Raw genomic sequence first — 14,251 nt, forward strand, 5'->3', positions numbered from 1 at the left:
GCTGACCGCAGACTGGGACGAGATCGCGCCCGCACTGGCCGCACTTGGCCATCCGGTGCGGCTGCATCTGTTGCAGGCGGTGCTCAACGGCACGCGCGAAACAGCCGCCTTGGCAGAAACGCTGGGCGAGGGCACCACCGGGCAATTGCACCACCATCTGAGGGAACTGACCGCCACTGGCTGGCTGCGCAGCGAACGGCGCGGGCGCTACAGCGTGCCGCCAGACCGGGTGGTGCCGCTGCTGGTTGCCGTCGCCGCGGCCGGAGGGCCGCGGACCGGGCAGGAGGGAACATGAGCGGGGCGGATCGATTTGCCTGCACGGTGACGCTGCGCTTCGACCCATGGGGATATGCGGCCGATGGCTCGCTCGACGTGTTGCTGCCACTGCCCTCGGATGACGGCTATCAGCGCGTGCTGGGCTTGGACGCGCCGCGCGGGCGCGATATCACCGACGAACATGGCCGCAGGCGTATGATCCGGCTGGACCGCGGGCAGGTTGCGACCGTCTCCGCGCGGATCGAAACGCGGCGACTGGTGCCGGGCGCGTATCTGGACGTGGCTTCGCCGGGCCCCGCCGATCTGGCGCCCGCGCCGATGATCGTGCCGGACGACGCCCTGCGCGACCTTGCGGGCCGCAGCATCGCGGGCGTCGGGGACACCGGCGTGCGCATCACCGCGCTGGCCCACGCCGCAGCCGGCGCGCTGCGCTACCGTTATCCCCGCGACGCGCGCGGCGCGGCGCTATCGCTTGCCCGCGGCTGGGGAGATTGCGGCGAGTATGCCTTCGTCTTCGTCGCACTGTGCCATGTGGCCGGGATCCCTGCGAGGCCCGTCTTCGGGCTGATCACCGCGCCGTGGATGACCACGCCGCACGCCTGGGCCGAGGCGTGGGATGGCAATGGTTGGCTGCCGGTGGACCCGAACCTGGTGCGCGAGGGCGACTATCTGGGCCCGATCCTCGACACCGGCCGCGACACCAGGGACCATATCAGCGCGCTCGACCCCTATCGGCTGGTGCTCTCGCGTCATACCGGACTGCCATGGCCGGGTGAGCCTGTAGACCCAGTCGCAGAGGTTCCCTCAATAAAGTTCACAGCTGAGGGGCTTGGGGAGGTCGTGGCCTGGCACGAGACCCCGCGCTGGCAGGGAGTGCCGGTCGTGCCATTTTTGCAGTTGCCCTGGACGGCGATCCGTCAGCCATCTCATGCCTCGCCCCGTCGCTGGCTGCAGCGCATTCGCGCCTGGCGGTTCGGCGTACATTCTGCGTCGCGCTGGCTTCCGCGCAATCCGCTGGTCTGGACGGATGTTGTAGCGATGCACCCGCTGAAGGGGGCGGCAGCGGTCTTTCTGGTCTCGTTCGTCACACCTTTCGTGCCGAGCCTTTCGGGTTTCCTACAGGCGGGCGTGTCGCTTTGGGCAGGGCTGTTCGGCATTGGAATGCTTCGCAGCCTGCGTCTCATCCGGGTGCGATCGCCTCTGTGGTTGCGCATTGAGGCATCCTTTCGCCGGAACATCGACAAATTCCAAACATGAAGGATGAAAACATATGGCATTGCTTCACGTTTCGATCACTGCGGACGACCCTGAGCGCGTCTCGCGCTTTCTTGCCAACCTGCTCGGCGGGCAAGCCCTACCATTCCCGCCCTTTCCGGACTCGTGGATCGCCTTTGCCGCACAGGATGACGGCACGGCGATCGAGGTCTATCCGCTGACCCATCGCCTGAAGGCTGGCTCGCAAACCATCACCTGCGAAGCAGGCCGCCCGGATGCAGGCGCGACGTTTGCGCATGTGGCCGTCGCATCCACCCTCGACCGCAGCGAAATCCTCCGCATCGGCGCGGCAGAGGGCTGGGTCACCCGGATCTGCAACCGCGGACCGTTCGAATGCGTCGAGATCTGGCTGGAGGATCGGCTGCTGGTCGAAGTGCTCGACGCCGCGATGCAGCGTGATTACGCGCAAGGCATGACAGCGCAGAACTGGCGGGCGATGTTCGGTCTGGGCTGAAAAGCCAGCGCGGTCAGTTGCCCAGTGCACCGGATAGCAGCCCATCGCGCTCACGAAAGAAAGCCCGCAGCCGGTCGATCATGGCGCGCACCTCCGACCGGTGGCGTTCGTCGGCATGGGCAATCAGCCAGAGTGACTCCTCGATTTCGGGGATTGCGGAACCTGCGCGCACTAGATCAGGATCGCTGTCGCCCAGATAGCAGGGCAGCACCGCGCGCCCTGCCCCGCCCACAGTCAGATCGTAAAGGATACCGCGCGCATTGGCCCAGACCGTGATCCAGCGCGCCGGATCGGCATCGGTCCAGCGCTCGGCCGGTGTCTGGGCGACCTCGCGGGCCAGCGCGACCCAGGCGCTGTTGCGCGTCTGATCAAATGCCCGCGCAGCATAGGGCGCATAGGCGCAGGGGCCAAGCCGCAGCGCCACCACGTTGCCAGTCTCGGGTCGGTCGCGGGCAATCGCGATATCGGCCTCGCGCCGTTCAAGATCGACGGGTTGCTCGGATGTCTTGAAGCACAGGCGGAACCGGTCCTCGGGCGTCCACACCGCATTGAGCCGCCCGCCGAGGAACACCGACATCCAGTTGCCCATGGCCGCGGAAACGATGGGCAGCGCATGCGCCCCTTCGCGCCAGTCCTTGATCGCGCGCGCCGAGGCCTCCATCCCGCGCACGCGGTCATAGAGCGCCTGCCCGTCAGGCAGCAGGCGATAGCCAGTGCGATGCCGCGCGAACAGCGCCCGGCCCAGCCGCGTTTCCAACGCGCGCATCGCCCGCCCCAGCGTGGGGGCGCTGATACCGGTGCGCACGGCGGCGCCCGACAGCGTCCCCTCGCGCACGACATGGCAGAAGAGGCGTAGGTCGTTCCAGTCAAGGTCGTTCATTTCTGAAAGATAGCATTCGGGCGCTCGGGCTAAAAGCGCGCGTTTTCTGCCGCTACCTAGGTGCAATAACGCAGATTCCATCAAAAATGGAGACTTCCATGCATATGCTTCACGCACTGGTGGGGCGTGCGTTTCTGCGCCCACGCCGCCGCCACCCGCTTGACGATCCGCTTGATGCGCCCGAATGGGCGGGGCTGTGGCGGGTCTTCGCTTGGCGCGCACAGTTCGGACGATGGTGGCGCGCGCGCCGCGCCGCGCGACACTCGGCCTCCCGGACAGTGCCGGTTGACTCAGACTCGAGCCGGGTTTGACAGGGATGCTAGCCTTCAGGTGCAAACCCGACCCCGACTTGCCAAGGAGATCACATGCATCTCGACGACTATCGCCGCGCGCCCGAAACTGTGGACATGGCTGCCGAGGAACGCGCCATCCGGCGCGATACGTCCATCGCGACCGCGGTGACGCTGGCAGGCTTTGGCGCCGCCTTCTGGATCGGTCCAGCGATTGCCGATCTGCCGAGTGCCATGGCCGACCGGCTGGGCTTTGCTGCGATGTGCTGGGCGGTCCCGGGTTTCGTGCTGCTTGTGGGGATCTTGATGGTGTCGACCACGCGGCGCTTCTCGCCCGAGGATATCGGCGGGCAGGCAGCAAGGCCGCCCAGTGAGCGGCTGGCGATCAAGGCGGCGTTTCTTCAGAACACGCTCGAACAGACCGTGCTGGCGGCAGGCGTCTATTTCGCGCTGGCTGCTGTCGCGGGTGGTGCATGGCTCGCGTTGTTGCCGGTGGCGGCAGGGCTGTTCGTGATCGGGCGGGTACTGTTCTACATCGGCTACCCACGCGGCGCACAAGGCCGCGCGCTGGGCATGGGCCTGACCATGATGCCCGCCGCGCTGGGCTATCCGCTGGTGCTGGGACTGGCGCTCTTTGGCGGGTGAGCCGTGGCAATCACGGAAGGAACGCGTCGAGCCAGCCTTCAATTGCATCCAGATCCTTCGCCGAGGGAAAATGGTGGCTGCCCTGCAACAGCCGGGCATCTGCCCGCGGGAGCAGGTGCCGCGCACGCGCCAGAAGAGCCTCTCCGGGAAAGAGCGGATCGCGTTCAGCGCCGATGATCAACGCAGGGCAGTGGCACCCAGCGAGCGCGCCATCGGCAATCGGGCCGGGCATGCGATGGGCGAGCCGAAGGTGCAGGAACACGGCGGCGTGGGTGTCGAGCATCAGGTCCGAGGGCGGGTCGCTGTGCAGCGGTGCCACCGCCGCGGTGAGATTGGCGCGCGTCGGGCGAAGCCGGTAGCGCAGCATCGGCACGGCAAGCTGCGTAACCAACGGCCACATTGCGGGCTTGAGCACGCCAGCCGGGGCAATCAGAGCCATGCGGTCTATCCGCTCGGGCGCCATGCTCGCCAGCTCCAGGATGATCCCGGCGCCGAAGGACACGCCCAGATGCGGCACACACTCCAGTTCCAACGCGTCGAGCACGCCGCAAGCCCAGGCGTGCAACTCCCCCTTACGGCTATCCAGATGGTGTGGGGTGCTGTAGCCGGGGGCGCCGGGTAGGTCCGGCGCGAAGACCCTGAAGCGCGCCATCAGCGGGGCGAACCAGTGCAGCGTCGCAGGGTTGGGGAAATTCCCGCCCTGATGGACCACCAGCGGCGGAGCGCCCCTCGGGCCGGCGACCAGAACGCTGGTCGATCCGAAACGGGTCTGGACCTCAATGCGCTCGATCCCGGCGGGCAGTACCGCCAGCCATCGGTCATAGGCCGCCCGAAGCGCCGCCCGACCGGCCTCCGAGCGATGAGTCGGTTTCGCATTCAGGTGCACCGCAGCTTCCTACTCGCTGCGTCCGACAGGACAAAGCCATCCCTTGGCACCATATCAATCGCGCAACGTGTGCTGGTGCATGAGCATCTTCCAGTCGCCACCCTGCCGGACATACGTGCTGGAGCACAGCACGCGATAAGGTGCATTGCCCGGGCGTTGGCCGGTGCCGCGATAGCTCAGCACCGCGGTGTCGCCGGCATGGATCACATGTTGCGCCTCGAACTCGACCGATTCCCAGCGCGGGGCGCCGTCGAGCCCCTGCATGATCTGGTTTGCATCAAGGATCCCGGCGGGTTCGGGAAAGACCATGCGCGCATCCTGCGCAAGATGTCGTTCGTAGTGCGGGGCACCCTCCAGCCAGAAGCCGCGTTCGCATTCCCACAATATGTCAAGATCAGCCAATCTCTCCTCCATTATTTCAACGGCGCAAGCATGTTGCACCGAAGGCCCCCGGTCAACGAAGCCATGTCAGCTTGCGGCGACCGATTGCTCATCTCCACGCTGTGCCGCCGTCAACGCTTCCGCGATTACCTTAAGCGCCGCATTTCCGGCCTCGAAGCCAGGCTTGAACTGCTGCACATCCATCGCCCAGAGCAGCACGCCACGAAAGCGCTCGCCATGGATCAGGCGGGTACCGCCGGCCTCGGGGATCAGCCTGAAGTAGTGCTCACCATCGAAGAGGTGTGGCAGGCCCAGACGTCCCAGCCAGCGCAGCTCGCGGTCTGGGGCGGCGACCAACACGCGCGGACTGAAGCTCATGGTTCCGCCCGAGGGCGTGCGCATCGTGAGTCGGACGCGGTTGCCAACGGCGAAGCAACCAGCGACTTCGCGAATCATCGGGTTCCAACCGGCATGCGCGACGGGGTCGGTGAGCAGCGTCCACACGCGCTCTGGCGGGGCGTCGATGAAGATCTCGGTCTCGAATCCGTCGCGCGGGGCGAAGGCAAATACGGCGCCAAGGGCCAGGGCAGAAGCGGTGAGCAGCAGTGCAGTCATGATGTGGTCCTCCGTTCAAGGTACAGGACCGGGATAGCCCATTGCGTCATATCCGGGAATTGCCCGAAGGATGATATCTGTTATAGAGAAATGTATGAGCATTGCACCGATCCAGTGGGACCACTGGCGCAGCTTCATCGCTGTCGCCGAACATGGAAGCCTGTCAGCGGCCGCGCGTGCGTTGGGGCTGACGCAGCCGACTATCAGCCGCCATGTCGACCTTCTGGAAGCTTCCCTTGGTGCCACACTATTCCTGCGCGCGCCGCAGGGCATGACGCTCAGCGATCTCGGACAGCAGATGCTGCCTGAGGCGCGCGCCATGGCCGCCTCGGCCGCGGCGCTCGAACGCGCGGCATCCGCTCCGCTCGAGGCCGCGCGCGGTGTCGTCCGGCTGGGCGCGTCCGAAGTGGTGGGGGCCGAGGTGCTGCCCGCCCTCCTCGCCCCGCTGCTGGCCGATCATCCGGGGCTGGAGGTAGAACTGGCGCTTTCGAACCACAATGACGATCTGCTGCGGCGCGAGGCCGATCTGGCGCTGCGCATGGTCCGGCCCACGCAGTCAGGGCTGGTGGCGCGCAAGCTGGCGGATGTGCAGATCGGGCTTCATGCCCATTCAAGCTACCTGAACCGGCACGGCACGCCCGAGACGCTCGATGACCTGGCCGACCATGTCCTGATCGGCCCGGACAGCGATGCGGCGGCACTGGAGGGATTTGCGCAGGCCGGTATCCCTCGCCGCAGGATCTGCTTGCGCTGCGACCGAGAGGCGGCGCAACTCAACGCCATCCGCACGGGGGTCGGCATCGGTGTGATGCAGGCCGGGATCGCGCGGCGCGACCCCGATCTGCGCCCGGTGCTGGCCGGGAAGGTCGCGTTCACGCTGGAGTGCTGGCTGGTGCTACACGCCGATTTGCGCCAAACCGCGCGCGTGCGGCTGCTGGCCGATCATCTGGCCGAGCATCTGCCGCAGGCGCTGGCCGGGTAAGTGCGGCTCAGCGCGCGCCGTCACGCCCCGCCGCGCGCCAGGCGCCGGGGTAGACGAAGCCAATAGCAAAACCCGTGAACACCAGCGTCGGCGCGAGAGCGGGCGGGAGGTCCGCCACGCTTGCCACCACCGCCAGCGCCATCAGCGTCAGGAACAGCGCAACGAAAGCCAGCCCCACAAGCCGCCGTCGGCCCTGCCCGATCCCTTGCGGCAAGTCGGTGCGCCGCTGGTGGTGGCCAAGGTAGAGGCCTGACCCCGCGGCGACCCCGACCGCGGCGATAACGTTGAGAGGAAAACCCAGCGCCGGGATCGCCACCGCCCCGCCCGTGATCGCACCGCTTGCCGCGGCATACCACCATGGAAATGGGGGGGCCGTCCTGGGGTGTTTTTCGCTCATCGGAGCACCCTTTCTGGAAGTTCTGCCTGTCGGGCAGGATAGCGACCGCGTCTCCGGCCCGGGAAGTGCCGAAAGGCGTATCGCCGGTATCGAGAAATCCATGAACGCTTTGCACGCCCGTGCACCTTGGCCTGCCTGCACCGCGGCGCCCCCGCGCGATCAGGCCTGCCGCATTGGCGACCAGATCACGCTCTGACGCGGCAGCCGGGACACGCGCCACGGCAGGCCAGGCAACGCCGGACCGCACGCCGCCAGCTGGCCCATCCCGCCGAAGGCGTCCGAAATCAGCGGCAGCGCGATGGTTCGGATCAGGACATGGCCAAGGCAGGCGTGGGCGCCTGCGCCGAACACGGGTGCGCGCGGTCCCGCGCGACCCGGCTCGAACCGGTCAGGCGTGGGATAGGCCGCAGGGTCCATGCAGCCCGCACCCCACCACATCCACAGCACCGTGCCGCGCGGAATCTCGATGTCCGCGTAGGCCGTGTTTTCGGTTGACTGCCGCATTGACAGAATGACAGGCATGGCCAGCCGCAGAGCCTCTTGCAGGCAGGGCTCAACCCCGTGTTGCGACACTGAATCAGGCGGCTGGCGAAGAAGAACCGTCAGAGCTCCGGCAAGCCCGGCCGCCGCGCTGTCGATTCCGTCCACTGCCATCGCGGCCACAAGCGGCACCGGGTCAGCGTTCATGTCGAGGGGCATCGCATCGGCGATGGCCTTCATGAAGGGCGAGGCGCGCGCGTGCCACGCCGCCCGGGTCAGCGCCAGCACGTCCCGCGCAGCATTCGCCTGTAGCGCTGCATCCGCACCGGGGTCCGAAAGCGCGGCCACGGCAGCCGCAAGGTCCGACTCTGCACCGGCGGGGTATCCGGCCACGCGCGCCCAGACACGCGCGGTCAGCGGCAGGACCAGATCCTGCGCAAGGTCTGCTGGCGTCTCGGTCGGGCAATCGGCCAGCGCCTGTTGCACCACTGCCGCGATCTCGTCTGCGCGTGTTGCAACTGGTGCGCCGCCCAACCCCGCCAGCGCCGCGCGTCGAGTCTGGCGATGTCGCTGGCCGGACCTCGCGAATAGCCCGGCACCGTAGAACGACGCCAGTTCAATATGTGCGCCGAAGGCATCGGCAGCGATTGCCACGCCCTCGACCGAAGGTTCGCGGGCCAGTGTCGTCAATTTGGCGTGCCCGAACAGGCACAGCGCCCCATCCGGCGCGCGCAACACACGCTCGCCCGCATCAAACAACCGCGCAAACCCCGCAGCCGGGTCGGCCCAGAAGGCCGCATGATTGCATTCCTTGAAAATTCGCAAGTTCCATCTCCCATCCACGTATGCTGAACCCCCGGGCCTTGGGCCGGAGCAATTGTCCCTGGCGGACAAAGTCAGCGGTTGTGGAGGGTGTCGGTCACGAATGATCCTCTTGCGCAGGGCGGTTGCATAGCGGAAAGCCTACTCTCGGGCAACCATTCGCAGCGGCTCGATCTCGCGCACCGCCTCACCGAAGAAGGCGCGGTTGCCCCGGATCTTCCAGCTATCACCGTGCAAGGCCAGGTGCACGGTTCTGCAACGGTCTGGAAGACCGGTGAAGAACGGATACACCGCCCCGCCCGGATGGCGGCGTATTTTCGAGCCGATCCCATCAGCACCGAGCTGTATCGTCGCGCCATCGGTAATCTTGCCGGTTGCCTTGCATCATCTGCGGGGTCGAAGCGCGACAACCAGCCCCCACGCGACAAGGCCGGCACCAAGGCCGATCAGCGTCCAGGGTCCGGGGTCGTTCTGCGCAAGCCCGGCGCCGGCGCCAATCAGTGTGAAGCCGGGGATGACCAGCAGGAAGGCGGCGATCCATCCGTATTTCTCGGCTTGCAGGTCAGTCATGGTCTTGGTCTCCTTTTCCGGGTCTCGAGGTTCAGGCCGCAGAGTGCGGCACGCGGTAGTCGTGGATCCAGGCGAGCGATTGCTCGGTTACAAGGAAGCGAAAAACGATGGGCATGAGGGCGTCGCGCAGCCACATTTGCGCGCGGCTGCGTGGCGCCTTGTAGGCACCCCGACGGCGACCCTCGGCCACAATCTGCTCAGCGCGCGGACGGCGCTCTGCCTCGAAGTGGGCGAGCGCTGCGGCAGGATCGGCGATATCGCGCAGGCAGACGGCGAGGTGGGCCGCATCCTCGAGCGCGAGCGACGCGCCCTGACCGGAACTGGGCGAGGTGGCATGCGCCGCGTCGCCGATCAACCCGACCGGTCCGTCACGCCAGCACGGTACATGCGGAAGATCGTGGATCGGATAGGAATGTATTTCGGAAGTGCGGCGTATAAGGTCAGGGATGAGCGGCAAGTCGTCTGAAAAATGTGCGGTCAGTTGTCCCGCCCAGGCGTCTCGCTCCTGGCGCATCGCATTTCGCGAAGGTTCGCGCGCATCCCCGATATTGGCGAACCACCAGGCCTCGCCGTTGTCGCGCACGGCATAGCCGAAGAAGGCCCGGCTGCCCCAGATCATCCGCATTTCGCCGTCGGTCGGCGCGAGGCCGGAGCCGGGCAGGATGCCGCCGAGATTGATAAGTCCGGTGTAGCTCGGCCGGACGTTCCCGCCAGGCATCGCCGCGCGCACCTTTGAGCCGATCCCGTCAGCGCCGATCAGAATGTCAGCGTGTTGCTCGCGTCCGTCACCGCAAAGAACTGTGCTGTCAGACGAATGCGAACCAGTCTCAGTTATCCCAGCAACGCTCCGCCTCAGGCCGCGCCGAGCTGACGCTACTCGGCGAGGGCGGCGGCGCGGTTTAGCTTGAAGTTGTCTCGGCTGTAGAGATCACGCTCCTGGTTAAAATGATTATGGACGGAGGAGTGGACGGCAGCGAAGGTCTGCAATGATCGCATGCGCCGGAAGCGCAGCATCGCCCGCTCCCGTCGTCGCAACGGCTGGTGCGAATTCTCCGCACGGTTGTTCAGGTAGCGACCTGTCACCTGCAAATCGGAGGCTCCCAGCGTTCGCAGCGCGGCACCGTAGGAGCGCAGCCGGTCGGTCACCATCACTTCCGGCGAACCGTGCCGCCGCATCGCTTTTTTCAGGAATTTCAGCGCCGCCTTGCGGTCCCGGCGCTTTGTGACAAAGGATTCCAGTACCTCGCCCTCATGATCCACCGCCCGCCAGAGGTAGTGCAGTTCGCCGTTGATCTTCACGAACATCTCGTCGAGGTGCCACCGCCAGTGCTGCGACGAACGCATCCGTTCGACGCGGCGCCGGCGGATCTCGGCGGCGAACATCGGGCCGAACCTGTTCCACCAGAACCGCACCGTCTCGTGGCTGATTTCGATACCGCGCTCGTGGAGCAGGTCCTCGACGTTGCGTAGCGAGAGCGGAAAACGGATGTAGAGCATCACCGCAAGGCGGATGATCTCGGGGCTCGTCTTGAAGTAGCGGAAGGGGCTGGGTTTGGGCATCCACGGAACCTACTCGACCGCCCTGCCCCGCTCAAGCAATTTGCTCTGACACCGCCGCGGAAGGGGTTCGGTTTGGGCATCTGAGGAAACTACGCGACCAACCTGCGCCACTCAAGCCGGGTTTGTCTGACACTGCCCCCTGCCCCACTCAAGGAATTTGCTCTGACACCGCCCAGACTCTACATCACCACGAGGGAACCGCTGGGGGGCAGGTCAGAAGAAATCATAGAAGAAATCATAGTCGTATGCTCCAATGACTCCGGATTCATTGAACACGAAGTAGTCTACGGTTTCCGCAGTGTGCAGGGTCTCGGCATCCCGGCTGGCCTCTTCCTCCACCGAGACATCGAATGCATCGTAGGAGCTGCCGTTGCCGCGCACCCAAGCCGAGTCCGCGCCCGCGAAGCTCGAGAGCGCGGCGATCACTTTTGCACCGCCGGCAACACTCGCACCAATGCCGACCGAGGCATTCGCATGGGTGACGCCCGAAGTGCTGCCCGCGAGCCAGCTCACATCGCCGGCCGTGCCGCTGCCAGCCTCGATCGCAACCCAGCCGAGCGTCTCAGTCACATGGCCGCCGGAGTTCAGCGCTTCCTCCTTCTGCATCGTCAGCTGGAACCCGTCGGAGTCCGCACTGCGCTGGCGGGTCGTGACGAAGTCGCCGCCGTTAAAGGTCTGCACCTGGCTGAGAATCACCGGCGCGCTATCGAACTCTGCGTCGAAAACGACCGACTCGAACCGGTTCGAAGACAGTTGGTTGCTGTTCAGGGTTCCGGCTTCGAGGATCGTACCATCCGGCAGGATCCACGTCCCCGCCTCAACCACCATGTAGTTTACAGTCTCGTTGGTGTGCCAACCGTCGAGGTAATTCGGCTCCTGCAGTTGCAGCGTCAACTTGTTGGCACTCACGTCGCCGATGCGCACGTTGACCGGATCCGCCCCGTTCTCGGTCGCCACGAAGGCGATGACGACCGGTTTCTCGTAACTCCGCTGAAGTGTCACCGTCTGCGCGTTGTGGTTCAGCGTCAGCGTGCCGGTCTCGGCAAAGGTGTGGATCGGTGCGGCGGAGATCGTGCCCGCCTTTTTGAACACGAAGTAGTCTACGGTTTCCGCAGTGTGCAGGGTCTCGGCATCCCGGCTGGCCTCTTCCTCCACCGAGACATCGAATGCATCGTAGGAGCTGCCGTTGCCGCGCACCCAAGCCGAGTCCGCGCCCGCGAAGCTCGAGAGCGCGGCGATCACTTTTGCACCGCCGGCAACACTCGCACCAATGCCGACCGAGGCATTCGCATGGGTGACGCCCGAAGTGCTGCCCGCGAGCCAGCTCACATCGCCGGCCGTGCCGCTGCCAGCCTCGATCGCAACCCAGCCGAGCGTCTCAGTCACATGGCCGCCGGAGTTCAGCGCTTCCTCCTTCTGCATCGTCAGCTGGAACCCGTCGGAGTCCGCACTGCGCTGGCGGGTCGTGACGAAGTCGCCGCCGTTAAAGGTCTGCACCTGGCTGAGAATCACCGGCGCGCTATCGAACTCTGCGTCGAAAACGACCGACTCGAACCGGTTCGAAGACAGTTGGTTGCTGTTCAGGGTTCCGGCTTCGAGGATCGTACCATCCGGCAGGATCCACGTCCCCGCCTCAACCACCATGTAGTTTACAGTCTCGTTGGTGTGCCAACCGTCGAGGTAATTCGGCTCCTGCAGTTGCAGCGTCAACTTGTTGGCACTCACGTCGCCGATGCGCACGTTGACCGGATCCGCCCCGTTCTTGGTCGCCACGAAGGCGATGACGACCGGTTTCTCGTAACTCCGCTGAAGTGTCACCGTCTGCGCGTTGTGGTTCAGCGCCAGCGTGCCGGTCTCGGCGAAAACGCTACCCGCCTCTACTGGGCGCCCCAGCACGAAAGGCACAAAGTTCGAGATGTTGTTCTGTTCGTCCGACTCTACAATCCGGTCATTATAGTCAGCTTCGACTGAAAAGTAATGGACGCCTGGATTGAATGTCCCATCGGCGAGAACCCAATCTAGGTCAATTTCAGAAATTTCAACGCTCACAGATTCGCTAGACCTCAGTTCGCCTGTGCTGGCAAAACCAACAAAATAGCCCTCCTCCCCATGAATGCTTTCGTCGTTTGTCAGTCGGAGCGCGACCAACGTTCCATCAGGCAAAAAAGGTCCGTGATTTGAAATTTCAAACGTCGCATCGAAAATCCCGCTTCCATCCGAACGCATCGATACTTTTAAGTTGGATGCGCTTACGTCAAATGGAGCCCCCGACTCGACAACTTTAAAGGTATGCGAGTACCATGCGGTGTTGTTGTCTTCATCGGCTTCGTTGATTAAGTTGTCTGGATCAAGGATTATAGCAACATAGTAGTTTCCCAAGGGCATGTTGTCTGGCAGTAAGACCTCAGCTTCGAGAAACGCCTCCCTCTGCCCGACGGAGAGGTCTGGGATATGGAAATCACCGAGGAAAATATCATCGCCTGATACATTCTGATCGGTCGAAAAAACAATCCGCGCGGATGTTGACCGACCAAAGTCTGTTTGTCCCAGGTATGAGTTGATCACCTCGAAGTAAGTAGAAAATATACCACCTCGTTCGAGTATTTGATCGGCTGTACTACTGCGGTATAAAGAAAACGCCACATCCCCGGCCGGTTCAATTCCCTTCAAGTAAATTTGTTTATAGATGACGTTGTTAGTCTCATCCGCTTCATCCACGTCTTCTTTGCTGTCGATAACCGCAGCCAGGTAATATTCTCCAGAGTACCAACTTCCGTCAGTGTAGGCAGAGAAGTCAAACAAGCTTCTCTCGCCCGGCGAGAGACTAGGTATGCCCTCTTCACTAAACAAATGGACTCCGTAATCGAGACCTTGATCTTCTGTGATGTAAAAAGAAACAGAGAACTCTCCGGAGTGCAGGCCACCGATATTAGAAATATCAAGAATGAAGTCGAAGCGCTCCCCAACAAAAAAGCTCAAACCATTGATATCTAGGTTTGCCGCGACCAAGTCTGGACCTTGGATCTTCATGAGCCGTCCGCTCCTCGGAATTAGGTGTCGGTTGACGTTCTTGTGACAAGGGGCGCATAGGCCGCCGTGCCACCCGCTTTAAAACTCTCGTCCTTCAGGCAGTCAACGAACTCGTGGCAGTCTTGAGGACAGCGAGCTCTCGCCAATGGCAGGCGGCGTGAGATATCATTGGTCGGCGCCGATTTTTCTAGGCGTTCCACCATTCGACCAGCACGCTCGCCGAGGCGCCGGAGTGCGATCAGGAGTAGCGTAAAACGCGCCAAGGTTGACCACTTCAGAAACCAGGAATTTTGCCAGCGGGACAAGCTTATGGTAGCAGCGTCGCCCAGGATTCCGGTCACATATCAAGCGGCAGGCCGCGAACCTGACCGACTCAGGACGCTTAGAGAATCTCTGATAGAAGTGAATAGCGCATTAAAGGCGCGGGCATTGTCATTTGTGGACGTATATGGACCCCGCCTGATTGCAACGGTCTGGTTGGTTCTGGTTCGGCGATCGCATTGCGGACGTATATCCGGCTTCTTTGAGCGGCCCGATATCTCGTCGCCGCGAGCCCCGATGGATTTCCGCGCGCTTCTTCCTCAATGGCTCCAAGGCAGCGGCGTTTGCCTTGCCGCTCCACAAATCAGGCTCAAGAAGCGATGGGAGCGACCCTTCACCATCTCCTGCCAAGTTGCTGCAATGTTCCGAATTGCGCCTTCGTGTTGC

General features: G+C 63.9%; 14 protein-coding genes and 1 pseudogene. 5 read left to right on the plus strand and 10 right to left on the minus strand.

Annotated features, from left to right (window positions below):
• From IM708_RS18425 to IM708_RS18435, 3 genes and pseudogenes are all read left to right on the plus strand, one after another.
• Positions 1 to 295 (plus strand): annotated as a pseudogene (locus IM708_RS18425) (helix-turn-helix domain-containing protein); the annotation flags it as partial.
• Complete coding sequence (locus IM708_RS18430; protein WP_209428040.1) at positions 292 to 1,533, plus strand: transglutaminase domain-containing protein; 1,242 nt, start codon at positions 292 to 294, stop codon at positions 1,531 to 1,533. The pseudogene IM708_RS18425 and the gene IM708_RS18430, both read left to right, overlap by 4 nt.
• A 13-nt stretch (positions 1,534 to 1,546) precedes the next feature.
• Entirely contained in the window at positions 1,547 to 2,005 is a 459-nt protein-coding gene (locus IM708_RS18435) for a hypothetical protein (RefSeq protein WP_209428041.1), read from the plus strand.
• A gap of 13 nt (positions 2,006 to 2,018) precedes the next feature.
• On the opposite strand, the gene IM708_RS18440 is transcribed toward IM708_RS18435, so the two are convergent.
• The gene (locus IM708_RS18440; protein WP_209428042.1) at positions 2,019 to 2,885 is read right to left on the minus strand and encodes a LysR family transcriptional regulator; all 867 of its coding nucleotides are present in this window, start codon (positions 2,883 to 2,885) and stop codon (positions 2,019 to 2,021) included.
• 365 nt (positions 2,886 to 3,250) lie between these two features.
• Between IM708_RS18440 and IM708_RS18445 the strand changes: the two genes are divergently transcribed.
• A complete protein-coding gene (locus IM708_RS18445; RefSeq protein ID WP_209428043.1) occupies positions 3,251 to 3,820 on the plus strand; it encodes an MAPEG family protein in 570 nt (189 codons plus the stop codon).
• A 10-nt stretch (positions 3,821 to 3,830) separates the two neighbouring features.
• Here the strand turns inward: IM708_RS18445 and IM708_RS18450 are convergent, their stop codons facing one another.
• The 3 genes from IM708_RS18450 to IM708_RS18460 form a co-directional block, all read right to left on the minus strand.
• Positions 3,831 to 4,706 (minus strand): alpha/beta fold hydrolase, encoded by an 876-nt coding sequence (locus IM708_RS18450; protein ID WP_209428044.1) that lies wholly within the window; start codon positions 4,704 to 4,706, stop codon positions 3,831 to 3,833.
• Between the two features lie 54 nt (positions 4,707 to 4,760).
• Positions 4,761 to 5,108 carry a nuclear transport factor 2 family protein gene (locus IM708_RS18455; RefSeq protein WP_209428045.1) on the minus strand — a complete coding sequence of 116 codons (348 nt, stop codon included), beginning with the start codon at positions 5,106 to 5,108 and terminating at the stop codon, positions 4,761 to 4,763.
• Between the two features lie 66 nt (positions 5,109 to 5,174).
• Positions 5,175 to 5,702 carry an SRPBCC domain-containing protein gene (locus IM708_RS18460; RefSeq protein WP_209428046.1) on the minus strand — a complete coding sequence of 176 codons (528 nt, stop codon included), beginning with the start codon at positions 5,700 to 5,702 and terminating at the stop codon, positions 5,175 to 5,177.
• 94 nt (positions 5,703 to 5,796) lie between these two features.
• Here IM708_RS18460 and IM708_RS18465 point away from each other — a divergent pair, with 94 nt between their 5' ends.
• The gene (locus IM708_RS18465; protein WP_209428047.1) at positions 5,797 to 6,684 is read left to right on the plus strand and encodes a LysR family transcriptional regulator; all 888 of its coding nucleotides are present in this window, start codon (positions 5,797 to 5,799) and stop codon (positions 6,682 to 6,684) included.
• Between the two features lie 7 nt (positions 6,685 to 6,691).
• Here the strand turns inward: IM708_RS18465 and IM708_RS18470 are convergent, their stop codons facing one another.
• From IM708_RS18470 to IM708_RS18495, 6 genes are all read right to left on the minus strand, one after another.
• On the minus strand, positions 6,692 to 7,081 hold the full coding sequence (locus tag IM708_RS18470; protein WP_209428048.1) for a hypothetical protein: 390 nt from the start codon (positions 7,079 to 7,081) through the stop codon (positions 6,692 to 6,694).
• 159 nt (positions 7,082 to 7,240) lie between these two features.
• Positions 7,241 to 8,386 carry a cytochrome P450 gene (locus IM708_RS18475; RefSeq protein ID WP_209428049.1) on the minus strand — a complete coding sequence of 382 codons (1,146 nt, stop codon included), beginning with the start codon at positions 8,384 to 8,386 and terminating at the stop codon, positions 7,241 to 7,243.
• 381 nt (positions 8,387 to 8,767) lie between these two features.
• Positions 8,768 to 8,953 carry a hypothetical protein gene (locus IM708_RS18480; RefSeq protein ID WP_209428050.1) on the minus strand — a complete coding sequence of 62 codons (186 nt, stop codon included), beginning with the start codon at positions 8,951 to 8,953 and terminating at the stop codon, positions 8,768 to 8,770.
• A 31-nt stretch (positions 8,954 to 8,984) separates the two neighbouring features.
• A complete protein-coding gene (locus IM708_RS18485) occupies positions 8,985 to 9,809 on the minus strand; it encodes an FAD-dependent monooxygenase (protein ID WP_209428053.1) in 825 nt (274 codons plus the stop codon).
• 17 nt (positions 9,810 to 9,826) lie between these two features.
• The gene (locus IM708_RS18490; protein ID WP_209428051.1) at positions 9,827 to 10,513 is read right to left on the minus strand and encodes an IS6 family transposase; all 687 of its coding nucleotides are present in this window, start codon (positions 10,511 to 10,513) and stop codon (positions 9,827 to 9,829) included.
• Positions 10,514 to 10,726: 213 nt separating this feature from the next.
• On the minus strand, positions 10,727 to 13,543 hold the full coding sequence (locus IM708_RS18495; protein WP_209428052.1) for a CARDB domain-containing protein: 2,817 nt from the start codon (positions 13,541 to 13,543) through the stop codon (positions 10,727 to 10,729).
• Between the last annotated feature and the right edge of the window lie 708 nt (positions 13,544 to 14,251).

The sequence above is a fragment of the Pararhodobacter sp. SW119 genome (assembly GCF_017811755.1).
Lineage (GTDB): Bacteria > Pseudomonadota > Alphaproteobacteria > Rhodobacterales > Rhodobacteraceae > Pararhodobacter.

Coding starts and splice junctions, on each gene's coding strand:
- IM708_RS18430 (WP_209428040.1), top strand. CDS start 292: ATGAGCGGGGCGGATCGATTTGCCTGCACGGTGACGCTGCGCTTCGAC.
- IM708_RS18435 (WP_209428041.1), top strand. CDS start 1,547: ATGGCATTGCTTCACGTTTCGATCACTGCGGACGACCCTGAGCGCGTC.
- IM708_RS18440 (WP_209428042.1), bottom strand. CDS start 2,885: ATGAACGACCTTGACTGGAACGACCTACGCCTCTTCTGCCATGTCGTG.
- IM708_RS18445 (WP_209428043.1), top strand. CDS start 3,251: ATGCATCTCGACGACTATCGCCGCGCGCCCGAAACTGTGGACATGGCT.
- IM708_RS18460 (WP_209428046.1), bottom strand. CDS start 5,702: ATGACTGCACTGCTGCTCACCGCTTCTGCCCTGGCCCTTGGCGCCGTA.
- IM708_RS18465 (WP_209428047.1), top strand. CDS start 5,797: ATGAGCATTGCACCGATCCAGTGGGACCACTGGCGCAGCTTCATCGCT.
- IM708_RS18470 (WP_209428048.1), bottom strand. CDS start 7,081: ATGAGCGAAAAACACCCCAGGACGGCCCCCCCATTTCCATGGTGGTAT.
- IM708_RS18480 (WP_209428050.1), bottom strand. CDS start 8,953: ATGACTGACCTGCAAGCCGAGAAATACGGATGGATCGCCGCCTTCCTG.
- IM708_RS18490 (WP_209428051.1), bottom strand. CDS start 10,513: ATGCCCAAACCCAGCCCCTTCCGCTACTTCAAGACGAGCCCCGAGATC.
- IM708_RS18495 (WP_209428052.1), bottom strand. CDS start 13,543: ATGAAGATCCAAGGTCCAGACTTGGTCGCGGCAAACCTAGATATCAAT.